The following is a 25,655-nucleotide window of genomic DNA, read 5'->3' on the forward strand; positions in this document are numbered from 1 at the left end:
TGTACTGTTAGATATTACCGCTGGTGAGGTCGGTAATTTGATCCTTATAGGTCCGTCCGGACTTCACGATTTGTCCGTCTAGCATGTGGAAATAAAACTCAGAATTGACGTGGGGGCGAATTTCAGTAATTTTTTCACTATTGATAATTACTGATTTGTGGATTCGTCTGAATATGTTGGGATTGAGTTTGGATTGGATTTCGGTGATCGTCTTGTATAGCAAAAACTTTCCATCTCTTTCATTTATTTCTACGTAGTCTCCTGCTGCTCTTATCATAGTAATATCTTCGACCTGGATATGTTTTATTCGCTTAGAATCCTTGACGACAAGTTTCGAAGGGAATTCTGAAGATGACTTCTCTAAAATAGCGTTTTCGTAATCGAGCCTAAATCTGGATAGTTCTATTTGAAAGTCTTTTAGCTCTATCATTTTAAGTTTATCCAGCGCCTTTTTCATTGTTTTGTGAAACCTGTCTCTGTCAAAGGGCTTCATGAGATAGTCTATGGCATTTAACTCAAATGCCTTGATAGCATATTGATTGTAAGCTGTTGTAAATATTACCAACGGCTGATTTTTGAGTGCATTACTGTCTAATACCGAAATCCCATCCATTTTCGGCATTTCAATATCCAGAAACACTAAATCTGGTGATAACTGGTTGATTTTTTTTACTGCCTCAAGTCCATTAGCAACTTCGACGATGGATACTACTTCGCTGAAATCTTCCAAGTAGGAAAGAATTATTTCTCTTGCCAGAGGTTCATCATCCGCTATGAGTACCTTCACCTTCATATTTCATTGTTGGATAAGGGCAAAACTATGATTGTTGAGGCTCCTTTTGATTCGCTTAGCTCAAAGGAAAATTCAAAATCATCAGCATAAAGTGAGCTAAGTCTTTTTCTGGTATTACTGAGGCCAATACCTTCTTTTTGTTGTTCTTGAGAGATTTTATTGACTTGCAAATTGTTGCATACTTCTATTTCCAGATAATTTTCTTTTATCCGAGCATTGATATTAATATGCCCCTGATTGTCGTTTGGTACAATACCGTGAACAAGTGAGTTTTCTACGATCGGTTGAAGCAATGCCGGTGGTACTAACGCCAATTCAGTGCCTTCTTTCACCTCGAATGAATAGGTTAATTGTTTACCAAACCTAAGTACATATATTTCTAAATACCGGTTAATGAAATCGATCTCTTCATTCAATGTAATCCATTTTTTTTCGTCCATATTTAAGCTGTCCCTCAGCAAATCGCTCAACTTGGTAATCACAGTAATAGCCAACTCATTCTGCTTTTTTAGAATCAAGCCTGATATCGCATGAAGCGAATTGAATAGGAAGTGAGGTTTCATCTGTGCCTTCAAAACACCTAACTGAGCCTCAATGAGACTTCTATTCAGTTCTCTGCGTTTTTCTTCTGATTTTTTAATTTCGAAATAGGCCAAAGCAGCCACTGAAATTGCTGAATAACCTAAATATAAGAGAAGGTTAATTTGAAATCTAAAAGATATCAATTGGATATACATGTTCGTCCAGGCTCTTTCCTGCTCTGTATTTAATCTATCAAAAAAATGAACTGTAGTTTCAAGACCAATGATGACGGCCATAGCTAAGGCCCCAACTGCCAATATTTTGAATACAAAACTCAACCACTTTGTTCTGTGATGATACCAGAATCTGGTAATCATAAAAAGAAATGGCGTAATGATAATCCAACATAAAATGTACAGATCATTGACGATAATATTCCGATAAGGGGCGGGTTTTCCGTTTATTTGATAAAAGAAAAGACTTTCTGAAACCGTCAGCGCAAAAACCAACAACCAAGCAGAAGTGTTGACAATTATAAACTGTCGGTCGAGATGGAAATTTTTCCTTTTCATTTGTTCAGTGATGCGATAGATAATCAATCGAGACGGGAAGTTAATTACAATCCTTCATTTCCAGCATCGAAGACAAATTTCCACAGACCGTCGGCCTTCTTTTTCCAAATACTCACATACGTACCCACTCCTAAAGAATCACCGGCTGGAGATGAAACCAAATAGGTACCATAGGTATAACCCAATTCTCCTGATTGCGCCAAATCTGCGAACATAGGTTCCCAGGTCAGTCGAAAAGTAGTATCCGTTCGCTTATTTAGTCTAGCAATTACCTGATCCCTTCCCACGATGGGATAGGAATTGTTTCTAAGAATTACACCATCATTAGCTACATAGGTGGCAAACGCCTCGTTCATACCTTTGGCAGCGGACAACTCGGAGAATTTGCGGTCGACGTCTAGAAGCACGCTTGCATCTGTTTTCTCATCTAACTGGCAGGAAAAAACCGAAATTATTATCGCAAGACAATTAAAAATATTGATTTTCATAATTGAAATTTGTTTCCAATCTAACAATCAATCTATCAACTCCTCCTATTGATTCTTTACCGGTCATGTAAAAATCCACTATTCTTTATCTCCATAATTGATATTCACACCTCTTCTGTGAAGCGCCGCCAATACCTCTTCGTTTTTCTCAGCGTACATTTTATGCTCTATGGTATTATTATTTTTATCAATACTTAAGATTTCCAAATGAGCCATCAATTTCAATGCTGAAGGAATTTCTTTGATATCATTATTACTCATATCTATGAAAGTTAAACGTTTCAATTTCAGCAACGACTGGGGAAACTCAGTCATCAGATTGTGATTAAAGCGGATAGTATGCAATGCATCCAAATCACTTACAGAGTTAGGAAGACTCGACAAATTATTGTGATGGACAAACATTTGTTTTAGATTCATTTTCCCAGCTGATTCGGGTAAATAGCTAATTTCGTTAAAGGCTAGAAATAAACTCTCCATCAGTCTTAAATTAGAAATTTCTTCTGGCACCTTGGTCAATCGATTATAGAACAAATCAAGCTCCCTCAATTGTGTTAGGTTAAACAGTTCGACGGGAAGTGCGTTTAGCTGATTTTTATAGAAGGAAAGCTCTGTAAGTTGATTCAGCTTCTCAATGTCCGGTGAAACACTCATGATTTTATTTTCCCGCAGTATTAACTTTTTTAGGTTGGTCAGCTGAAAAATATCATTTGGGATTTGCTTCCATTGCATATTTGAAGCATTCAATGCTTCCAGTTTATATAATTTCCTTGAAATGGAAAAGTTAGCTCCTAACTCTTCATTGCCTGAAATAGATAGTGCATTGAGGTTTCTGAAACGCTTGAGACGATTTGGAATTCGATTGAAGTCATTATAAGAAACGTCTAAGGATTTTAGATTTTTCAGCCTTTTTAGTTGTCTGGGTATTTGTCGGAGTCGATTACCCTTGAGCGTGACCTCTTCAATATTGGATAGTCGTTTAACCTTAAGCTTTCTTACCGTCAATACGTTATTGTCTAACCTAATCTTTCTAAGTTTAAGTAAACTATTTAGGTCTTCAGGAAGCACCTGAATATAATTACCACTTAGATCAAGAGAGGTGATGTTTACACAATTGTAAACAAAACTCGGGATTTCCGTCAAATGACAATTAGCCAAATTCAGCACCTTCAAAGAGACCAGACTTGTTGAATTGCGATAAGCCTCCAGCCTTTGCTTGGCTCGATTGAATCTAAGGTGATCCATATAGGCGGTATAAAAATTACCTACAGAATCTTCTCCATAGTTCGTTCTAATATCATCCGCTATATCTTCTATTTCCTCAGGTGGTTTTGAAAATATACTAGTCTGTGCGCTCGTGTGCCACACAATGGAAACTAAAAGCAATTCTAATATCAGTAGTTTATTGTACATATGTGAGTGTTAAAAACTTAAATATACCGCATCATTTTCTACTCACCCATGCATTATCTTTTATGTAAAACCTCCAAGGTAAGGAGGCATCTTCTTCTGCATATTCCACTCCAACTCTTGTTGTAGTTACAATTTGTTTTTCCGCAAGAGCAGCGTCATTTTCAATCCAAACGGAAGGTCCCATTAGTGCTGTTTCTGTTAGATCAGTTGTAATCGCCATAGATTTAGCTAAAATACCTGGTCCATTCGTGAGCTTTGTATTAGAAGAATTAAGTCGCACGCGCATAACGTCCATTCCTTCAATAGGCTCAAGTGCTCGCACAAGTATGGCATCAGCAATGCCTTCAACATTTGTCACTACATTAAACAAATGATGAATTCCATAGCACAAATAGACATATGCGCATCCACCAGCGCTGTACATGACTTGCGTGCGTTTTGTGTGTTTGCCATTGTTTGCATGACAGGCTTTATCATTACGTCCGCTGTAGGCCTCTACCTCTACAATTTTCCCCTTACAAACTTGTCCCTGCAACTCCGTGCAAAGTACTTTCCCAAGGAGTTCCTTTGCAATTTCTAACACGTTAGACCTGCGATAAAAGCCGTTCGGCAAAATATTTAAACTATCTTTCTTCATTGACCAACCTGAAGTCAGGATAAACGTATAACACCCCGTAAATTTTAACAATCAAAATGAACTCTATTATGTACAAAACCAAACTGTTTAAACTCAGTTTCGTGGCAGCTTTTTTTGCTTTAGCTTTTAACGGAACTGCCCAAATTAATACGCCGGCACCTAGTCCTGCTGGTTCAGTATCCGCTACCGTCGGTCTGACTGAAATAGAAATCAACTATTCCAGACCACAGATGAAAGGTAGAAAAATCTTTGGAGACGGCGATTCTTTTTTAGTGCCAAATGGTCAGCTATGGAGAGCTGGTGCCAATGCGGGTACGACTATCAAATTTAGCGATGCCGTTAAAATTGCAGGAAACGATTTGGCTGCTGGCGAATATTTATTCCTGGCAACCCCTGGAGCATCTGAGTGGGAAGTTGTGTTCTATTCTGATGTTGCGCTAGGTGGAAACATGGCAGCCTATGATGACTCTAAAGCTGCATTGAAGGCAAAAGTAAAATCCGGCAAGTTGACTGAAGCGGTATCTACCTTGACTTATAACGTCGCAGATATCGGTGAGAATAGCGAAAACGCCAATATTCAATTGGCATGGGAAAACACCGTTGTTAATATCCCAGTCCAGGTATCATTCGACGAGACGGTAATGAAGGCAATTGCCGAAAACACTGTAGTAAACCCTAGAAACTTGATGACAGCTGCGAGATATTATTTATCTGCAGGTAAGGACTTAAATCAGGCGTTGGAATGGGTAAATACCTATTTGGCAACTGGTGAGAATAGTAAGCAATTCTGGAATGTTCACGCTAAGGCTCAAATTCTTGCCAAGATGGGCAACAAAAAAGAAGCTATCAAAGTCGCGAACGAATCTAAAGCTGCTGCTAAGGCGTATCCTGATGGTGACTTTGGATATATCAAGAGAAATGACGATCTAATTGCCTCTCTTAAATAATTGGGCAATTAATTACTGTACTAAAAGCCATTCTGCACTGCAGGATGGCTTTTTTTATTACACCTATCTATGGACAGGGCTTTGATCGTTTGTATTATATTTACCCCTCCAAACAATCAACTCATACTTGGCAAAAGCACAAATTCTTTCATCGACATCCACGTTTCTGGGATCAGTACTTTTATTCTTCTTTTGCTTAGCGTCCAACTCGACGGCTTTGAGCCAATTGCGCATCGACAAGGTCACACCACCTTCATTTAATGCTAGTGCACTGATCAAATATTGTGATCATCCGGTTGGTTCAAAATATGGAATACCCAAGATTAAGTACCCTATTAAAACTTTGGTTAATAAGGATCTTTACATCCCTATTTCTCTGAGCTATCATTCTATCGGTATCAAAGTGGAAGAGGAAGCCACGTGGGTTGGGCTCGGTTGGCGATTAAATTCAGGTGGAATAATTACCAGAATGATTCGGGGTGAAAATGATTTTGGAGTGGCAGAACATTTGGATACTCAAGAAGCATTGGGTTACCCATTTGAACATATTAAACCCTGCTTTGACGACTGCGAGGAAAATGAGAACGATGAGTTTCATCAAAAGGTCTGTGCTGGTGAGATAGACTCAGACCCTGATATCTTCTTCTTCGATATCCTTGGTTCAAAAGGTAAATTTCTAATGACTCCGGATCATGACCCAACGAAAGAATTCATAGAAATAAATATGCTCAGACCAAGAAAAATGCAAGTTAGATTTTACATTCAGGACAACTATTGGACAGCGCAAGATAGTCGTGGATTCAAGTTTACATTCAAAGCAAGGGAAATCACCAACTCATTCGACAACTATTATGATTATAAACTTGAATCACACAAGCTTCATTTTCTCGAGCATTTTAATCAGGCCACTACCTCATGGTATTTAACAAAAGTTGAATCTCCACAAGGAGCAATTGCAGAATTTATTTACGATATCACCGAAAATGGCAACAGTCCGTACGCAAGCAATAGCACAGGACACAAAATGAACATTAATGATGGTGATGTTTGGGACCTTCACTATTCCTCCTATTGCTTTCCTTCAGAAATTGAAAATGTTCAAATTGTTTCTGAAAACCAACATAGAGATGTTTACTTGAAATCTATAATCAGTGGTGATTACATCGTCAGTTTCAACAAGTCTGAGAGAGAGAACCAAACCCCTTTACAGGTTAAGAAATCGAGTCAGGCAGATGGCAAATATCTATCGTCCATTCCGGAAGGGTTTGGCCTCCAGCAATTAAATGAAATCATAGTCACTAAAGGAGGTAAGACCATTACTAAAACTAAATTCTCTTACTCCTATTTTAATGAAGAACTCTATGGCAACGCAGCCTATCTGTACAAGAGGCTCAAACTAGACAGTATTGCTATTCTAAATGAGGGCAAACAGAAGGGTTATAAATTCGACTATGAGGAAGAAATTCCCTTGCCTTCGAAGGAAAGTCATGCCAGGGATTTATGGGGATTTTATAATGGTGAAGAAGATCTCTACAATATTACGCCTTCTGATTTTTACAACTATAGTCAACCTGAAAAGCTACTGCAAGAAGAAGGTAAGTCTAAGCACTATTCGCTAGAATATATTCAAGCAGGAATTCTCAAAAAAATAGATTATGGTGAGGGACGCACCATTGAGTTTGCGTATGATCATCAGGAGTTTGAAGAAATAGATGAAGAGATTTCCAGTCACTTTTCCGACAATATGCGAAACTCAAATTTCAGTAAGCATCTCAATCCTTTCCTTTTCGGAGGCTTAAGAGTGAAGGAAATTATAGATTCCTACCCGACTGAAAAAATTTACAAAGACTATAATTACAAACCTGACGGTAAAGAGACGGGTAGGCTTATTATTGCACACTATAGTCACGATCATCATGGCTACGGCCACAAGACTTCTGGTAATCACGGTGTGAAATACAGTAAGGTAAGAATTAAGACAGGTAAACTTTTCAGAGGTAAGAAATTTTAGTTAATCAAACATAAGTGAATATGAAATCATTGATCATGTGCGCACTTCTCTCATTCCATCTGAATGCTACATTCGCCCAGGATTTGACTGGTGTTTTTTATGACCCAAGAGATGGTCAGGAGTATGAAACAGTGATCCTAGAGTATGAATCTAATGATATTACAATAAGTCGCGAATGGTTTACCGCCAATCTCAATTTTGAAAAGGAGGGCTCATTTTGTTACAAAAACTATCAGGAATACTGTAACACCTATGGTAGGCTATACAATTGGACAGCCGCTATGGATGCTTGCCCTGGCGGATGGCACCTCTCCACACAAGACGAATGGGATATGCTTACAAAATCTTATGGTGGTGTACGTGTGGCTGCAGCAGAAATAAAGGAAGGTGGTGACAGTGGTTTAGATATCCTGATGGCGGGATTTGGAGAAAGTGATGGCTCATATATCGACATAGGTGTAAACGGCTATTATTGGAATACTCCGGAAATCAAATCGCAAATACCCGGTCTGATCACATTTCATACAGGAGAAGAGTATCTGAGTTCTGATCAGATCAACGATACACATAGAAACAGCGTACGCTGCGTAAAGGATTATTAAGCACAGGCTAAGGCGTTGATCTTGTCTGACGAGTTATAGTAACCGATAATTATAAGACTAAATTGGAAAAGGATATTCGTGATTTTTTTCTATTAGAAGAGTTATATAAAAAAGACTAATAGCCATAAGTCGAAGGGTTTTTCCTAAATCTATCTCATTTGATTAAAATCTTCTATTATATTTAAGAGAAGATAACCTATACCAAAATGTTAATATTTATGCACAACATGCCTTTATATATCAGGAATATAAGTACCACCCTTGTTATAATTATTTCATCTCATTTCGTGAGCCATTCCCAGTTAAGAGTGGACAAGGTCATCCCTCCTTCTTTCAATGCTGCTGCACTTATCAAATACTGTGATCATCCAACTGGGACTAATTACGGAATACCAGAAATAAATTTTCCTATCAACACCTTGATCAATGATGACATTGAGATTCCGATAGTACTAAGCTATCATTCTATTGGTGTAAAAGTTGAGGAAGAGTCTACATGGACTGGGCTCGGCTGGTATCTTAACGCCGGCGGTTTAATTACAAGAATAATAAGAGGCGAAAATGATTTTGGTGTAAGTGAAAATGATGAGGGAGATGAGAATGAATTGGCCAAAGGATACCCTTTTGAGCATATCAAACCTTGCTTCGATGATTGCGATGAAAATGAAAATGCGGAATTTCACCAGAAAGTATGTGCAGGAGAGATCGATTCTGATCCTGATATTTTCTTCTTTAACATACTTGGTGCCAAAGGAAAATTTCTTCTCACCCCGGACCATGACCCCAAAAAAGAGTTTATATCAATCAATATTGTGAGCCCAAAAAAAATGACCATCAAGTTTTTCATTAAAAAGAATTACTGGACAGCCACAGAGGAAAATGGGTTTGAATACACTTTTAAAGTGAGAGAAATTACTGAAACGTTTGACAACTACTTTGACTACAAGTTCGACTCGCACAAGCTTCACTTTCTAAGCCATTTCAATAAGGCCACTACCTCATGGTATCTAAGCGAAGTGAAATCGCCTAAAGGTGCTACGGCCAAATTCTATTACGACACTGACCCGGACGGTAGAAGCGGATTTACCAGCAACAGTGCCTATCATAGAATGAATATCAACGATGCCGACGTATGGGATTTGCACTATAGCTCCTATTGTTTTCCTGATGACATCGAAAATTTACAAATCGTATCGGAGAACCAACACAATGACATCTATCTCTCTTCAATTATTTGTGGGGATTATACCGCCACTTTCAATAAGTCTGTACAGGAAAACATGTTCTACTCTAAAGACAATAATTCGGATGAAGCCAGGCGAAAATACCGTCCGGATACCTTTAGACCTCTGGGACCTCAAAAACTAGATAAAATCCAGATATTTAAAAATGGCAAATCAATTGGTACAAACACCTTTTTCTATTCATATTTCAATGGTGATGTGAAGGATGGGAATACTGCTTTGTACCTTAGGCTAAAACTTGATCGTCTAACAACGAAAAATGAAGAAGTAGAAAATATCTACAAGTTTAATTATGAGGAAAATATTGCATTACCATCCAAGGAGAGCCATGCAAGAGATTTATGGGGCCACTACAACGGTGAAGAAGACATTCACAATATCACTCCGTCGGATTTCTACAACTACAGTCAGCCAGAAAAACTGCTTCAGGAAGATAGCAAAACCAAACATTACTCTCTCGACTACATCAAAAGCGGAATACTAACAAGCATCAACTACAACAATGGAAAGACTGTAGAGTATCAATATGATCATCAGGAATTTGAGACCGTAGATGAGGAAATATCCGGACATTTCACAGCCAACATGAAAAACTCAAACTTCAGCCATCACATGAACCCTTTTATTTTCGGTGGTTTAAGAATCCAAAAGATCATCGACAGATTTCCAACGGAAAAAATTACCAGGAAATTCAATTACAAACCCAATGGCACTGAAACAGGCAAATTAATTATCACGCATTACAACCATGATCACCATGGTTTTGGTCACAAAACTTCAGGCAATCATTGTGTAAAATATGGGGATGTGGATGTCACTACGGAAAAGGAAACCTTCTAACTAGTTTATTGCAGCGTTTTTAATAAGGCTAGGTTCTCTATGGCTGAAACGTTCTTCGCATCCAGTTGTAGACTTCTGTTTATTAATGAGTCAGCCAAACGATAGTTGCCCAAGCGTATCTGAATCAAACCTTTATTATTTAGAAAATAGGCCTGATCCGGCACTAAAGCTATAGCTACGTCAATCGTAGAATCGGCCTTGCCAAGCAAGCCCTTTTCCAGGTAAACGAGAGATAATGGATTCAATACTTCAGGAGAGTTGGAACGAATTTGAAGCGCTTGATCGAAACAATTCTCCGCCTCCTGATACGACTTGAGATGGTAATTCATGACACCTAGGTTTGTCCAGGAGTCAAAGTGATCAGCTTCCTTTTCGATTGCCAGCTTAAAACTCTTCTTAGCTTCACCATAATTTTTCTGTTGGCCATACAAATAGCCCTCAACATTATAAACCAAAGCCGTATCCGGATACAGTTTTTTTAGAGTTTGTAAGTCTTCCATAGCCATTTCATAACGCTGCATCGCCAAATAGGTATAGGCCCTATTGAATAGTACATCATTAAAATCTGGAAGTGCTTGACGCACATGATTGTAATCAGCTAAAGCAAGTGCATAATGTCCTGTTTCGTAATAAGCCACCCCTCGGTTCAGATAGGCGTCAACCAATTCATGGTCCATCTCTATGGCTTTGGAAAACAATACAATGGCATCCTCGTAATAGGCATCTCCAAGCTTTTGAGTGCCTAACTCGAAGGTCTTTTTAATTCTGTTTTTTTTATTGATAGGACTACATGAGTCAAGCATAAAAATGCAAAAAATCACTATTGGAAATATCTGAATACGCATGAAGTTGAATTGGATATTACTTCAGCAAAGCTATAACTTCCCTTCCAACTTTAATATGGCATTCACTATCAAATCAGGTCTGTTCCATGGAATAAAATGATTGACCTCGGACTCAAGCCAAACTTCAAGAAAGGTGTCATTCACTTTTTCTTTTACAAATACAACGTTTTCTTTGGGTACCAATCGGTCTGAATCACCTTGAATCATGATGATTGGAACGGTTATCTTGCCCCAGGATGACTCCATTTCGATAAGTTGATCCTTTAGAAAAAATATTTCTTCGTTAGTCACAAACAGCGAGGCCGGTAGTAATAATTTGGCCAGTCGGTTTCGCAGCCAGGGGCGATACCATTCTTGAGCTTCTTGCTCAGGGTCTACAGAGCCTGCGACCAAAACCAGGCCAGCATATCTTTCAGGCTGCTCAAAAAAAGCCTTCACAATAATTGGGGCACCTAAAGAATGACCTACCAGAATTACCTGGTTGAGTTTCAAATGAGCAACAAGTGCATTTACTACTTTTGCCTGCTCTAGTAATGAAGGTTCCGCATTGCCAAAACCTGAATAGCCATATCCCGGTCTGTCAATGCTGACCAGATTAACTTTACTTTTCAATTCTTGATCATAGAAATAATCAATAAAAGCAGATGAGGATCCTGGTGCTCCATGTACGAAAATGGCTGTAGTTGCATGCCTATTGTCCTGCCACAAATACCTCACTCTCTTCTCGCCTACATCTATATAATCAACAACTGGTGCCTCATTGTTTCCAAAATAGGAGGCCACTTCTTCATCACTCATTCTGAATTGGCAACTTTTTGAGAACCAAATGATAAAGAAGATTAATAATGACGATAGAAGATATCGCTTTTTAAGAAATGGCGAATTAACCATACTAGAACTAATCAAGTTGATATCAATAGGGAAAGTAAACAAAAAAAGCTTCGAATAAATTCGAAGCTTTTATTTAGTCCTGTTTATTTGATGAATTATCTAATAAACAATAATTCTCTATACTTAACCAAAGGCCAGTCTTCGTCATCGACAAACAACTCCAATTTGTCAACAGCATATCTAATTTTATCAAAAAATTCACCTTTTACATTATCACAATAGGCAATTGCACGATCCCGGCTACCTTCGATATCATTAGCCTTCTTACGGGCTTCAATCATGGCAAGTGTGTTAGATTTTACACCCGATGCATACTCGGAAATTTTCTCAATGGTCGCGATTACCTCAGTATTGTCTATTCCAAGTTCTTTCAAGCCCTTGGCATTTTGGATCAATTTATTTTGATAAGCAATGGCGGTTGGAAGTATATGGTTGAGTGCTAAATCTCCCATGACCCTTGATTCAATTTGAAGCTTCATGATGTAGTTTTCCAACATAATTTCATGACGAGCATCAATTTCAATATCTGTCATGATATTGTTTTTCTTAAATACTTCACGCGCCTCTTTAGTCACATAAAAATCCAGTGCTCTGGCAGTGTCTTTCACATTGGAAAGTCCTCTTTTTTCGGCTTCTGCCACCCATTCGTCTGAATACCCATCACCTTCAAACCTTACGACCTTTGATTCTTCTACATATTCTCTCAGTTTTCCTATGATAGCCAGCTTCTTATCCACACCTTCCTTATCAATTCGAGTGGATACTTCTGCGTAGAACTGATTCAATCTTTCCGCGACAATCGTATTCAAAACCGTCATTGGGTTCGCTACATTTGCGTCGGAGCCTACCGCTCTGAATTCAAACTTGTTTCCTGTAAACGCAAATGGTGAAGTCCTGTTTCTATCGGTGTTGTCCAGGATAATTTCAGGAATCTTATCGATACCCAATTTCATATAGACATTGTCTCCTTTGTCTACCTGAACATCTCTATTGCTTTCTAATTCATTCAACACATTTGTCAACTGTTCTCCAATAAAAGCCGAAACAATTGCTGGAGGAGCCTCATTCGCCCCAAGTCTATGATCATTGCCAGCTGAAGCAATGCTTGCTCGCAAAAGATCAGCATGTTCATGGACAGCTTTTAAGGTACAAACGAGATATACCAAAAACTGTAGATTTTCTCGTGCACTGCTACTAGGTTGGAATAGATTCACTCCAGTATCCGTAAGCAGTGACCAGTTGTTGTGCTTGCCACTTCCGTTCAGTCCGGCGAACGGCTTCTCATGGAAAAGTACTTTAAGGTCGTGCTTCAACGCTACCTTGTCCATTACATCTTTCAAAAGTTGATTGTGGTCTGTTCCTTTGTTGACCTCCTCATACATAGGTGCGCACTCAAACTGAGCGGGTGCTACCTCGTTGTGACGAGTCATGACCGGAATGCCCAATCTCTGACATTCGTATTCGAATTCCTTCATAAATTCGAATACTCTTGGAGTAATAGTACCGAAATAGTGGTCATCCAATTGTTGACCTCTTGCAGGATTGTGACCAAAGACAGTTCTTCCAGCCATCACCAAATCAGGTCGTGCCGCGTAAAGTGCTTTGTCCACAACAAAATATTCTTGTTCCCAACCTAATGAGGCGGTAACCTGTGTCACATTTCGATCAAATAATTTACAAACCCTGGTGGCGGCTTTGTCTACTGCCTCCATCGATTTCAGTAGCGGTGCTTTATAATCAAGCGCTTCGCCAGTATAAGCCACAAAAATTGTGGGGATACAAAGCGTTGTATCTATGATAAATATAGGGGAACTAGGATCCCAGGCAGTATATCCGCGAGCTTCAAATGTACTCCTGATACCACCATTAGGGAATGAGGAAGCGTCAGGCTCTTGCTGTACGAGCGCACTTCCTTTGAATTGCTCCATTCCTTTTGATGGATCGAAAAATGAATCATGTTTTTCGGCTGTGGCTCCGGTCAATGGCTGAAACCAATGCGTATAGTGAGTTACGCCTTTGCTCATTGCCCAAGTCTTTACGGCTGATGCCACTGCTTCTGCAGTTTCAGTATCAATTTTTTTACCTCTTCTGATGGCTTTGTCCACCTTTTTGAAGATTTCCGATGAAAGAGCCGCTTTCATCTGCTCTGTACCAAAGGCCAATTCTCCGAAATAGTCGGATATCTTTCCCTCCGGCAATTTGAATTCAATATTCTTTCTGGATTGAACCTTATCCAGCGCGTTGAATCTTAAATGTGCCATGCTTTAGTTGTAGTTTATATTTCAAATTGATTAGCACAAAAATAAATATTCCGTTGTAGTTTTAACTATACAGGTCTCATATTTCGTATTTTTTTATCCAAACAGTTAATTTTTACCCCTAAATCGTTACTTTTTTCATATTTCTGGATTAAAAATGCAAAAATTGCAATCATGGGCCTAAAACAATTTCGCTAGATTTTTAGCAATTCATTATTTTAGCAAAAACAAAAGCTTGAACTTCTATTTTCATCCCAACCCCGAAGAAAATCCTGTGCTTAGCGCCGAAGAATCCAGTCACGTAGTAAAGGTGCTTCGTGGAAAAGTTGGAGACAATATTGCCATTATGGATGGCCTGGGAAATAGTTATCAAGCAAAGATCACCGACCCGAACAGCAGGAAATGTGGCTTTGAAATAATTAGCAAATCAACTCTTTCACGTAAGTCATTTGGTGTGCATATTGCCATTGCTCCTACAAAAAGTACAGATAGACTGGAATGGTTTGTAGAAAAAGCCTGTGAATTGGGTGTCAGCGAAATTTCAATCATACTTACCCAAAGGACAGAAAGAAAAAAGGTAAACCTTGATAGGCTGGAAAAGAAGGCGATCAATGCCATGAAGCAGTCTAAAAACTTGTGGAAATGCCAGATACATGATATTTGCAGATTTAAGGACTTTGTGGTAAAGTATGAACATGCTGACCATAAGTTTGCTGCTTATGTAGAAACCGGCGAGGAAAGCTTGCTTCAAAGGAAGATAATTCCAAACGAACAAATTCTTATTCTTATCGGCCCGGAGGGTGACTTCTCACCTGAGGAAATTGACATACTCAAATCATCTAACTTTGAGCTTGTAAGCCTGGGCTCAAATGTCCTCCGGACAGAGACGGCTGGAATAACTGCTGTGCATACCGTGAATTTGATTAATCAAATCGGTAATTCTAGTTACCAATCATAAAAAAACTGACCTCATAGGCATCAAGACCATATTCATCTTGTGCCACAACTTCTACGCGATGTGAGCCTTCCTTCAAATCATTAGGATAATAACCCAGCCAGATGTGTTTTGAATTTTCGGTTTTGAGTCCTGAACGAATTTGGTTTTGGGTCGGGTAAATACCAAGCTTTTCTGATTCGATGATTCGTGCTACATAAGGATCCGGTATTGCCGTCTTTTTCATAGCTACCCACTCACCTCCATCAATACTCATAGAAACCTGCGTGCGTTCTGATCCTGCAAAAACATTAGCCAGAATCTCATTTCCCTGAAACCCCTTGGGCTTTTGGTTTGCAATATCGCCGCGGTCCGGGTACCAGGTCCATATATTAATTTGTTTGTCAACCGGCAGTTCAAGGGCCTTGTACCTCATGCTGTACTGGTCGTCTTCAAAAGTAAAAACATAATAACCTTTTGGTGCTCCAAAACCCATGACGGAAACAGGAATTCCTTTCCAGTCACGTTCGCCATCCCACCAAAGACCGCAGACGGCGCCGGCAACTACCTCATGCAATTCTTGAGAGGTGCCAAAAGGAACAAATTCCTGTTCTAGAATGTGACGATGTCCAGATACAGCCAACACCCTCCTTCTATTCTCCAAGAGTTCGAATAGTTCTTCCCTGTTTTCCAGCGTGTGTATAGGAATGTGCTGACAGAATACAATGAGGTAGTCTTCAGGCGTGTGCTCTAAATCATTCTTGATAAATGCCAGTTGCCGCTTCGAAATCACCCCCTCGTAATCGCCATCTTCTGTCGGTAGTATATTGTTGACTACTATAAAATGAACCTTGCCTCGATTGAAGGCATAATAGTCCGGCCCAAACACGGCTTTATAACTTTGGGTGAAATTCTTACCCAAATCTCTATCATGGTTACCAAAAACACCATATGCAGGCATTGGGAAATGTTTTGTAATCTGCCGTGTTCCGGCAAGTATGTTTAAACTATCATCGGCAATATCACCGAGCATAATTGCTAGATCAATATCATTTCTTATGAAGAGTTCGGGTGTCAGTAGTCTGTTCGCATAGTTGATTTCTTCTTGAATTCTCATCTGGAGATCACCAAGCATGGCCACTTTGAAGGTTGTACCCTGATTGGATGGCTGGAGCATAAAATGAGCCTTTGTCCCGGAGGACAGTTCTTTATACGTAAAGTAGAACTTTGGAATATTGAATTGATCTACCGGCACATTATATCCCGAGGGTAAAATCACAAACAAAAACTCGTTTCTTGACAGGCTTATTTTGAATTGCCCGTTGGCATCGGTTATTACCACGTCCTTCCCATTTGAGACGCCTACTCCTCCAAGTGCCAGTTGTTGACTTTTTTGATCATTTATTGAGGACGTAACAACCCCTTCTGCAAGGATTTGCTGTGCCAAGCATGGACAAACCAGTGCATGGATAAAACATAGCACTAAGATTACTTTTTTACACTGATTCATCATCTACATTCAGATTAGGAACTACTATTGAAGCAGTTTTGATTGAAGTTTTGCGGTGTATTCTTCAATAATCTTCAACGTAGATTTATCGGTATTATAAATTGAATACCAGCCCTGACGCTCATGCGCTGGGTCACCAATGAGCGGATCTCCTTTCTGCCAAAAACCTCCGGGACTGTTGGGCTTTTCATTTCCACCCCAAGACCAAAAGTTACATCCTTGAATCGCACTATTGGCATCTATTTCGTCAACCACCTTCTTGAAGAGAATTTCAAAATAGCGATCTCTGAAATTAATAGATGCAGATGGCTCAAAAATTCCCTCATCCCTGGACACGCCAAACTCTTCTATCACCATAGGTTTATTCAGTTTTTGTGCTTTCGCTTTTTGATCTTCTATGTACTTAAAAGTTTTCTTTACTGCTTGATCAAAAGTCTCAGCCTTTTCAGGCTGATACCAGCTCCAGTTTTGAATCCAAATATGTGTGGTGCAATAATCGATGTGCCTGGACTTATTATCTCTGTACAGATCAATACCTGCTCTCGGATTAGAGGCATTGCCTTCACTACCGATGCTTACGAGATGATTTTTATCCATAGACTTAATAAATCTGGCTGATTTCTTAACCCATTTACGGTATTCTTTGACGGAGTCGTATCCCCTTGGTTCATTACTCAGTTGCCAGGCCATGATGACAGGATCCTCTTTATATTTTTTGCCTGTAATCGTATTGGTGCGATTGATTATGAATTCAATATGGTCGTAATACATTTGCATGGCTTTAGGGTTAGTATAAAAGCTCTGTGCATATTGTATGAATGGGTCCCATGTACCTCCATCTTCGATCTCGGGGTAAGGAGTTTTGGTGCCGTCAACCCAAGATACGTATTGAGCAAATCCCCCACTCCACATCCAGAAATTTCCCAGACAAACCACAGCCTTCATATTCCTTTTGCCCATCTCACTCAATAAAAAATCCAGACCGGCTAGCATCTCATCGTTGTACTGGCCTGGAGCAGTTTGCAGGGCCAAAGTATTCTGATAAGAACCGTCCACACCCTCACTGGAAGCCATAATTCTCAAATTGGTCAATCCCAATTGTTGCAATTGATTCAACTCCTGAACCAATCGTTCTCTATTACCAGAGGTGCCGCTTGCACCCAAATTCATACCATACCACAAATTGGTTCCAATGTATTTGTATGGTTTCCCTCGAAGTTCGAAATTCTTGTCCTTTACTGTTACAAAGTCCGATGAAGTCTGAGCAAACAAGGCCTGACACGATATCCAGAAGATGAGATATGTTAAATATTGCTTATTCATTTATTTAATGCTTGAAATTGATGAGCAATAGTAAGGCGTATGAAAAAACAATTACAAGTACAAATCGCACTTACAAAATGGCTAAATATCCCAACTCCTATTTTATACACTCTTTTTATGGGATTTAGCGTACTCCGATGGTGTCATCCCAAATTGCTGTTTAAAACACTTCCGTAAATACGTAGGATCTGTAAAACCGACCTGATAGGTCACTTCGCTCACATTATAATCTCCTTGTTCGAGCAACTGGGCTGAACGTTTGACACGCATCATCCGAACAAATTCATTTGGAGAAAGTCCTGCGATAGCTTTTAGTTTTCTATAGAGTTGCATACGACTTAGCCCAATGTCCTTTCCGAATTCTACCACAGTGTACTCCGAGTTTGAAATGTTATTTTCGACCAGCTCAATAGCTTGATTCATAAATATCTCATCCGCTGAGGTAACGGTGATTTTCTTGGGCTCAATGGTCAAGCTGCTATTAGATTGCGCTAACTGCCTGGACTGTTCACGAGATTGGAGAAGATTTTTGACCTTGAGTTTTAAAATTTCCGGGCTGAATGGTTTGGTGATGTAGTCGTCGGCACCTTTTTCCAGTCCTTCTACTTGATAGATGTAGGAGGTCCTGGCTGTCAATAATATTATTGGGATATGGGAAGTGTTTAAATCTTGCTTCAACCTGCTGCATAGCGTAAACCCATCAACTATCGGCATCATGACGTCACTCAAAATCAAGTCAGGGTTCTCTTCCAAAGCGACTGCGAATCCTTCGTCTCCATTTTCTGCCTCCAGCACAACATAGTCGTATTGAAAGATAGATTTGATAAAGGATCTGACCTGATCGTTGTCCTCAACAACTAAAATTCTACTCAACTCTGATATATCTTTACGATACTGCCTATTTGTTTCCTGCTCTACATTTGTACGGTCAAAGGCATATTCAACATACTTGCTTACATCCTCGCTGTCCTTGAAGTCCTCAATAATTTGATTGTCATCAAAATGATCTTTCCCTTTAGGAATATCTACAATAAACCTGGTTGCCACTTGTTCTTGACTTTCTACCCGAATCGTTCCATGATGCAATTCTACCAGGCTTTTGCAAAGAGCCAGACCAATACCACTATCTGTTGCAGATTTGTTCTCCCCAGTAAAAAATCTCTCAAAAACCTTATCAATTTCTGCAGCAGGTATCCCTACACCATTGTCCAAAACAACCAGCTGCACGAAAGTTTCGTGTTCTAAAAGCTGAACCGCTACCTCTCCTTCGGGTGAAACATGTTTAAAAGCATTAGATAGCAGGTTAAAAACGACTTTCTCCATTTGGTCACGATCGAAATAAAGATCGATCACATTTGAAGAAGCATTTAGAGTAAATTTTATGTTCTTGTCCGCTGCTAACGCATCAAAGGATAGTTTGATTTCTTTAAGAAATTTATAAAAGTTTCCTTCGGCAATTCGAAGATCTAAGTTTCCGGCGTCCGCCTTTCTAAAATCCAATAATTGATTGATGAGCCGCTGTAATCTGCTTGCATTGTTGGCCACCACTCTTAGCTGTTGCTGTATCACATTCCCACCATCACCACTATTTACCAGTTTTTCAATGGGTCCTAAAATTAAGGTAAGAGGCGTTCTAAATTCGTGAGAAATATTGGTGAAAAATTGGAGCTTGGCTCGATTTAAATGCTCCGTATTTTCACGTTTGATTCTTTCCAGCTTGATATCATTTTCATACTGTATTCGAATCAATATTAGCTTTCTAAACAGAACCAGTAGCAATGCCGCGATTAACACATATCCTGCAAAGGCCTCATTAGTCCGCCACCAAGGTGGCTGCACAACAACGTTAATTTCTCTAGGCACTTCATTCCAAACGGCATCATCATTCGATGCCTTTACTTTGAAAACATACGTCCCTTCTTTTAGGTTAGTGTAAGTAGCAAACCGTCTGCTGGCGTCAGTATATTGCCATTGATTATTAAAGCCCTCAAGCATGTATGCAAACCGATTCTTGGCTGGTATAGCAAAATGAAGGGCTGCAAATTCGAATGAAATGGAATTTTCATCATGTTCAAGTTCGATTTGTTTGGTTTGCTGTATAGGCTTATCCAAGAGCACCCGACCATTGAGCATTGCTCCTGACACAATCCTTTCGTTGAAAACAGACAAGTTCTGAATAACCACCTTTGGCAAATTAGGGTTCTCAAATATATCCTTGGCATCTATGACATTGAATCCATTGGATCCGCCAAAAAAGAGTTGGTTCTCTGTTTTCATTGCCACTTCATTATAGAAAAAGCCACCTTGAACACGATCCTTGGTATCGAAATTATTCACCAATACGTCTCCTGTTTTCGCAGGGTCGATGACGGTGATACCATCAAAATGTGTAATCCAAAGCCAACCACGCTCGTCCTCCAGTATGCTTGCTACCTCCGCATTAGACAATCCTTGTTTTTGCTTGTAGCGCTTAAATGAATCAGTCAATTTATCATAAAGGTTCAAACCGTCCTCAGTTCCAATCCAGACCTGCCCTTTTGAATCCATAAATATGGTATTTACAAAATCATTTGAAAGGCTGAGACTATCCCGATCGAATCGATATATCTCATGTGAAAGGATATCGGCCCCATTGAGCCTTACCTTCAGCAATCCCTGCCCTCTTGTGCCTATCCACAGGATTTCTTCATTCTGCTGAAACATAGTGACCAATGGAGATTGTTCTAGCCATGGTTCGCTATAATTAATCACTTCACCAGATGCTTGAATTTTGTTTAGCCCCTGACTCCATGTGCCAATCCACATACCTCCGTCCAATGCATTTTCCATCGACATCACATAGTTATCCGAAATACTACCTTCGCCATTGGCACCAAATCTTTTGTAATTGCGAATAGTAGAGTTTGTAGCCTTTAGGGGATCAAAAACGTAAACTCCCGCTCCGGCTGTTCCTACCCAAAACTGCCCTTTCGGATCGACTTCTAACTTTTGAATAAAATTAGTCAGGTCTGCATTTTGATCATCTACTATAAAGTACTTCTCAATTCTTGTTTTCTTCCTGGAGTCTGTGGTCATTTTGAACAATCCTCCTCCAAGTGAACTAATCCAGGGGGTACCTGATTTATCTCGGATAATACCGGTAAGAATACTATTGGTCGGATCGAATGATTTGGTTTCGTAAAGCGAAAAATTGTTATTGTAAGTGTCAAACTTATTAATGCCCTTCTTACTGCCTGCCCATAATACACCGCCATTGTCTATAAAAAGCGACATGATGGTATTCTGACTCAGGTTTACATCTTCATTAAAATCTCCAAAAAAACTGGTAAACTCCATGCGAGAAATATCAAACAAACTCAGGCCAATTTCCGAACCCACCACTACAAATGGCTGATCAGTGTCAATAATTTGCAAGCATCGAAAAAAACTAAAGGACGAAGACTTGTCATTGACTTCGTAAGATCTGAGTGACTTTCCGTCGTATACTTTTAGCCCTTTTTTGGTTGCCCAAAAAGTCAACTCCTTTCCTTCGTAATCGATAGTCTTAATGTCATAAACATAGTTTTCCAAGTCTTCATCACCACTTTCGCTGGCGTAGTAAAAATTATCAAAAAGCAATTCGGTAGAGGAGACAGACACCTTGTTCACTCCTTGTTCTGTGGCTATCCAAAGATTATGGTCTTTTAAGTGTAAGTCAGTGATAAAATTATACGACAACGAATTCGGGTTATCAGGATCATTAAACCAGTGTTGGAATTGCTCAGTCTGAACATTGAACTTGTTCAGTCCATTTTGGGTGGCTATCCATAGACTGCCTGAGGCATCCTCTGCGATATCCCAGATATTGTTGTCACTGATACTTAAGGTATCATCGCTGTGTATGTACTGTTTAAAGGCCATGGAATTGGGATCCAAACGAAATAGCCCTCCCACCATAGTTCCTACCCAGATCGACGAGTCACTGGCTTCAAAAAGAGAGGTGATCTTATTGCTTTTCAGTGCATTTTCATCATTGTTATTTGCATTGAAAAGTACGGTTTCGTATCCATCGTACCTCAGCAAGCCCGACCATGTACCCATCCATAGGTATCCCTGTCGGTCCTGAATCATGCAATTGATACTTCTTTGGGACAAACCCAGTTCCTGGGGCAACTGCTCAAAGCGAATATTTCTGTTTGGCAATGACGAAGGCTGAGCTATAAGTCCTCTATATAAGAGGAAGACACATGCAAATACATATAACCCTTTTATCATACCGTTCATTATTCACTTCAGCAATATAAATTAGTTAATTCTGCTTAACTATTCTGAATGTTCTGGTGTCATTTTTTGTATTAACGGTTAGAAGGTAGATTCCAGTTTTTATAAGGTAGGTATCCAATTGACCTTGAGCGTTTAGATTCAATCCTGAGAATTGTCTACCATTGAGATCTGTAAGTTTTATTGACAAAATTTGGTCATATGAATCGATCTGAATCTGATCTCGTGAGGGATTAGGGTAAACCCGAATTTGTGGCAACTCATTGACCGCTGTGGTGACATTGTTATATACTTCTAATTCCCAAAGGGAAAAACCCCATTCCGTAGCTCTTTCATCAAAATTCAACCTCAGATAACGTCCTGTGGTTCGCTCTATTTGAATATCATCCCAGTTGCCATTGCCGTTTGATTCAGCATATATTTCAGTCCATGAATTTTGATCTTCACTTACCTCAATCTGATATGACTTGGCATAGGCATCCTCCCAGAGCATCTTGATCTCATTGAAGTCCATTGAAGTACCCAGGTCTACTTCTATCCAGTGCTGATCTTCATATACGGACGACCAGCGTGTGGTGAGATCTCCATCGTTGGCCAATTCAGGTGATCGGTCTTCGTTTCCTGATTCTGAGCTTGATGCCATGATGTTTTTGAATTTGGCCAGGTTTCCTGTATCCTCCCCTAAGCTGATATTAAACGTCACCCATTCACTTGCACCATTAGGATCTGTTCCCTTAAGCACCACAGTTTCCGTACCCTTCACATTGTCATAGGGATAAACAGACATCATACTGCCATCAAATTCTATTTCCGTAAAGTCCAAATTGGTGATGTCATATAAATCATAAGTAAGTATTTTCCCTTCGGGATCGGTGAAAATTGTACTCAAATCGAAGTGATTGGCAAATTCCATATTATCTCCGGAAAATGCCCTGAGTGCGGGGATCTTACCTTCTACGACGGGTGCCTCATTGAAATCAGGATCGTCACCGATCAAAACATCTGAGGAATAATTGATTGACAAATACTCCAATCCTTCTTTAGCAGTTTCGATATCACCACCTCCGAAGCCTGAATAGTCCCAGGCCATCACCCCTGCATAGCCGTACTCCATGGCCCGCTGATAACACTCGGTAGTGGTCAAATGAGGACTTGCCTTGTCTTCAACCCCTGCAACCGGAAACTCTCCGATCACAATCGGTTTGTCGACACCCCAAAAGGAAGCGGGTCTGTGAAATGGCGAATAGGCATTTCCGAAGTGTTGGGGATAGTAATGAAACTGATAAAAATCGAGTATTCCGTTGGATTCACCTCCAGCAGCTATCAACCTGTCATCCCGATAGTAGTTAAAGTAGTTTTCCACGTCTGTCGTGGCTTTCACTGACCATGAACCATTGGAAACCAGTGCCTCGATTGTGTGATCATGAATGGCCGCAGCTGTCTTGTTGACAAACTGTTGTACATAGGCCATTGTCGTTTTTTCAGCAGACCAGCCAAACTCGTTGGTCATACCTTCTGGCTCGTTGAAAATTTCCCAGGTCATCACAGCGGGGTGGTCTCCTATTTCCGTCAAGATGGGTATCAACGCATTATCAATGTATGATTGCCTGACGGCTTCATCTTCAAGTAGCTTTCTCATTTGATCTTTATCCTGTCCCTGGCTTTGCAGCAGATCAAATGAAAATAAGCACATGCTTACCACCACGCCATAACTATGGGCCATGTCTAATGCCCTTCGCATGTTTCGTATGTCGTTGGGGGCAATTTTTTTCACCATCCCAGCATCGTCAAACTGCGGGCTGTGTCGGCCATTGGTATGCAACCACCATCTCAGGCCATTGGCTCCATAGGCGGATAATTTTTCGAATACACTGGTAAAGTATTCCTCATCAAATTCGACCACGTCAAGGCTGAAATTGTTCCAGGCCAGATTGATTCCATTTACAAAAATCTGATTGTCGCCGCCCCGAATTGAGATTCTATTGTTTCCATAATTGGTAGCATGGCCAACAAAAAGTTGCACATAGTCTACGCCCACTCCTCCTTCATCATCGGTCACAGTCAATTTGATTTCCTCCGAACCAACACTGACGGTTCTATTCAAAGTGGACGCAGTTCCCAGTACATTACCATCAGGATCGGACCATTCATATGAAGCGATGGTTCCATCCGAATCCATGCTTGCTGTACCGTCCAGTGAGAATACCTCTTCTCCATCTCCGTTACCGTCCATTAATACCTGATCTTCACCGGCATTTGCAGCCGGTAAAATATTGGTTTGTCCTATGGCGGTATTGCCAATTGAAAATGACAAGCCTATCAAAAAAAGTACTCTTTTCATAACCGTTTAATTAATTCCATCATTGCACGTCCATTGTGATATGGACATTTCCAAGGCCCTGCCTTGTCTTCCTTCATTCTGTTTCCCTTGGCATCAATTCCCCAGATCCATTCCCCATGCTCGCGGTCAATGATTTGATCCTGAATGAATAGCCAGCATTTTTCTGCGGCCATTTTGAGTTTTGGCAGTTTTGAGATTTTGTATGCATTGATTAGCCCAACCAGTGCCTCGGCCTGCGGCCACCAATGTTTTTCTTTGTCTGTAATTTCTCCAGGCACGCCGGTATTGAAAAGGCCACCATCCTGATCAAAGTATGGCAAAGTCGCCTGAGTCACATAAACTGCGTGTCGTTCGGCGATATGAATAAGAGCCCCATCCTGCAAAGCCAGGGCTGCTTCATGAAGTAGCCAACCTGCCTCAATATCATGGCCATAAGATATTTCGTCCGATTTCAGGTTCCAATGCTCATCGAAGAACAACTTAAAATGATTGTCTTCTCCCAGAAACCGATCAAAAAACAACTCTGTTAAGTTTCGTAAGCGCTCACCGAGTCTCTCATCTTCCCAAACCTTGTATAGACCGGTATATGCCTCCAGGATGTGCAAGTGGGTGTTCATCGTCTTGACTTCATTATTGTCCTTGTCGCTTAGGCGTAAATCGTCAAGCAGGTGCCACTCGCGATCAAAGGCCTCGAAATAACCATTTCGATCCTTATCAAAACTGTGTTTTTCTATCAGTTCGAAAAGTTCAATGGCCCAACTGAGTGCTAAAGGGTTATGAGATATTTTGTAATATGCCGCTAAGCCATAAATCGCAAAAGCTTGAGCATAAATCTGTTTTTTGGTCTTAACTGGTTTACCCTCTGCAGAAATCATCCAGTAAACTCCTTTGTGTTTGGCATCACGGAAATCACGAAGGGCATTAAAGGCCATTTTTGACTGATGAAAATATTCGGTCTCTTTATAGAGATCATACGCAGTGGCATAAGTCCAAAGAATCCTCGCATTCAGGATCAATCCTTTATCGGCGTTTTCGTGCAGCCGATTGTCATAACCTATTCTCCCATAGTAGCCACCATGGGTTTGGTCTACCATATGATCAGTCCAAAAACTTAATATGCCCTGTTTCAGCTCTTTTTCAAAAGCTTCTTTTTCAAACACTGCTATGGATTGATCTACAATCATTTTCACCTTAATCTTTCTCATTCAAAGCTCAATTTTAGCC

Annotated in this window: 18 protein-coding genes; 5 read left to right on the forward strand and 13 right to left on the reverse strand. The window is 40.0% G+C overall.

Annotated elements, in window-relative coordinates; translation table 11 throughout:
- Positions 1-7 precede the first annotated feature (7 nt).
- The 5 genes from ABJD64_RS16590 to ABJD64_RS16610 form a co-directional block, all read right to left on the reverse strand.
- Positions 8-793: a response regulator gene (locus tag ABJD64_RS16590; RefSeq protein ID WP_348181701.1), complete on the reverse strand. Its 786-nt coding sequence runs from the start codon at positions 791-793 to the stop codon at positions 8-10.
- Entirely contained in the window at positions 790-1,887 is a 1,098-nt protein-coding gene (locus tag ABJD64_RS16595) for a histidine kinase (RefSeq protein WP_348181702.1), read from the reverse strand. Before ABJD64_RS16595 ends, ABJD64_RS16590 begins: the two co-directional genes overlap by 4 nt.
- A gap of 44 nt (positions 1,888-1,931) precedes the next feature.
- Positions 1,932-2,375, reverse strand: coding sequence for a DUF4440 domain-containing protein (locus tag ABJD64_RS16600; protein WP_348181703.1), 444 nt, complete (start codon positions 2,373-2,375; stop codon positions 1,932-1,934).
- A gap of 78 nt (positions 2,376-2,453) precedes the next feature.
- Positions 2,454-3,788 (reverse strand): leucine-rich repeat domain-containing protein, encoded by a 1,335-nt coding sequence (locus ABJD64_RS16605; RefSeq protein WP_348181704.1) that lies wholly within the window; start codon positions 3,786-3,788, stop codon positions 2,454-2,456.
- 31 nt (positions 3,789-3,819) lie between these two features.
- On the reverse strand, positions 3,820-4,401 hold the full coding sequence (locus tag ABJD64_RS16610; RefSeq protein ID WP_348181705.1) for a DNA-3-methyladenine glycosylase: 582 nt from the start codon (positions 4,399-4,401) through the stop codon (positions 3,820-3,822).
- A gap of 92 nt (positions 4,402-4,493) precedes the next feature.
- On the opposite strand from ABJD64_RS16610, the gene ABJD64_RS16615 reads away from it, so the two are divergent.
- From ABJD64_RS16615 to ABJD64_RS16630, 4 genes are all read left to right on the forward strand, one after another.
- The gene (locus tag ABJD64_RS16615) at positions 4,494-5,372 is read left to right on the forward strand and encodes a DUF2911 domain-containing protein (RefSeq protein ID WP_348181706.1); all 879 of its coding nucleotides are present in this window, start codon (positions 4,494-4,496) and stop codon (positions 5,370-5,372) included.
- Between the two features lie 127 nt (positions 5,373-5,499).
- The gene (locus ABJD64_RS16620; RefSeq protein WP_348181707.1) at positions 5,500-7,383 is read left to right on the forward strand and encodes a hypothetical protein; all 1,884 of its coding nucleotides are present in this window, start codon (positions 5,500-5,502) and stop codon (positions 7,381-7,383) included.
- A gap of 20 nt (positions 7,384-7,403) precedes the next feature.
- Positions 7,404-7,985, forward strand: coding sequence for an FISUMP domain-containing protein (locus ABJD64_RS16625; RefSeq protein WP_348181708.1), 582 nt, complete (start codon positions 7,404-7,406; stop codon positions 7,983-7,985).
- 308 nt (positions 7,986-8,293) lie between these two features.
- Positions 8,294-10,069: a hypothetical protein gene (locus tag ABJD64_RS16630; RefSeq protein WP_348181709.1), complete on the forward strand. Its 1,776-nt coding sequence runs from the start codon at positions 8,294-8,296 to the stop codon at positions 10,067-10,069.
- A gap of 5 nt (positions 10,070-10,074) precedes the next feature.
- Here the strand turns inward: ABJD64_RS16630 and ABJD64_RS16635 are convergent, their stop codons facing one another.
- The 3 genes from ABJD64_RS16635 to ABJD64_RS16645 form a co-directional block, all read right to left on the reverse strand.
- Positions 10,075-10,914, reverse strand: a complete 840-nt coding sequence (locus ABJD64_RS16635) for a tetratricopeptide repeat protein (RefSeq protein ID WP_348181710.1) — start codon at positions 10,912-10,914, stop codon at positions 10,075-10,077.
- A 30-nt stretch (positions 10,915-10,944) separates the two neighbouring features.
- Complete coding sequence (locus ABJD64_RS16640; RefSeq protein WP_348181711.1) at positions 10,945-11,712, reverse strand: alpha/beta hydrolase; 768 nt, start codon at positions 11,710-11,712, stop codon at positions 10,945-10,947.
- Positions 11,713-11,900: 188 nt separating this feature from the next.
- Complete coding sequence (locus ABJD64_RS16645; protein ID WP_348181712.1) at positions 11,901-14,066, reverse strand: glutamine synthetase III; 2,166 nt, start codon at positions 14,064-14,066, stop codon at positions 11,901-11,903.
- A gap of 232 nt (positions 14,067-14,298) precedes the next feature.
- Here ABJD64_RS16645 and ABJD64_RS16650 point away from each other — a divergent pair, with 232 nt between their 5' ends.
- Positions 14,299-15,021, forward strand: coding sequence for an RsmE family RNA methyltransferase (locus tag ABJD64_RS16650; protein WP_348181713.1), 723 nt, complete (start codon positions 14,299-14,301; stop codon positions 15,019-15,021).
- Here the strand turns inward: ABJD64_RS16650 and ABJD64_RS16655 are convergent.
- From ABJD64_RS16655 to ABJD64_RS16675, 5 genes are all read right to left on the reverse strand, one after another.
- Positions 15,005-16,510: a calcineurin-like phosphoesterase family protein gene (locus ABJD64_RS16655; RefSeq protein WP_348181714.1), complete on the reverse strand. Its 1,506-nt coding sequence runs from the start codon at positions 16,508-16,510 to the stop codon at positions 15,005-15,007. The two genes, ABJD64_RS16650 and ABJD64_RS16655, sit on opposite strands and share 17 nt — an antisense overlap.
- A gap of 21 nt (positions 16,511-16,531) precedes the next feature.
- Positions 16,532-17,830 carry a cellulase family glycosylhydrolase gene (locus ABJD64_RS16660; RefSeq protein ID WP_348181715.1) on the reverse strand — a complete coding sequence of 433 codons (1,299 nt, stop codon included), beginning with the start codon at positions 17,828-17,830 and terminating at the stop codon, positions 16,532-16,534.
- Between the two features lie 102 nt (positions 17,831-17,932).
- A complete protein-coding gene (locus tag ABJD64_RS16665; protein ID WP_348181716.1) occupies positions 17,933-22,084 on the reverse strand; it encodes a two-component regulator propeller domain-containing protein in 4,152 nt (1,383 codons plus the stop codon).
- Between the two features lie 34 nt (positions 22,085-22,118).
- The gene (locus ABJD64_RS16670; RefSeq protein ID WP_348181717.1) at positions 22,119-24,431 is read right to left on the reverse strand and encodes a discoidin domain-containing protein; all 2,313 of its coding nucleotides are present in this window, start codon (positions 24,429-24,431) and stop codon (positions 22,119-22,121) included.
- Positions 24,428-25,636 (reverse strand): AGE family epimerase/isomerase, encoded by a 1,209-nt coding sequence (locus tag ABJD64_RS16675; RefSeq protein WP_348181718.1) that lies wholly within the window; start codon positions 25,634-25,636, stop codon positions 24,428-24,430. Before ABJD64_RS16675 ends, ABJD64_RS16670 begins: the two co-directional genes overlap by 4 nt.
- Positions 25,637-25,655 lie beyond the last annotated feature (19 nt).

Source organism: Reichenbachiella sp. (assembly GCF_039944555.1).
Lineage (GTDB): Bacteria > Bacteroidota > Bacteroidia > Cytophagales > Cyclobacteriaceae > Reichenbachiella.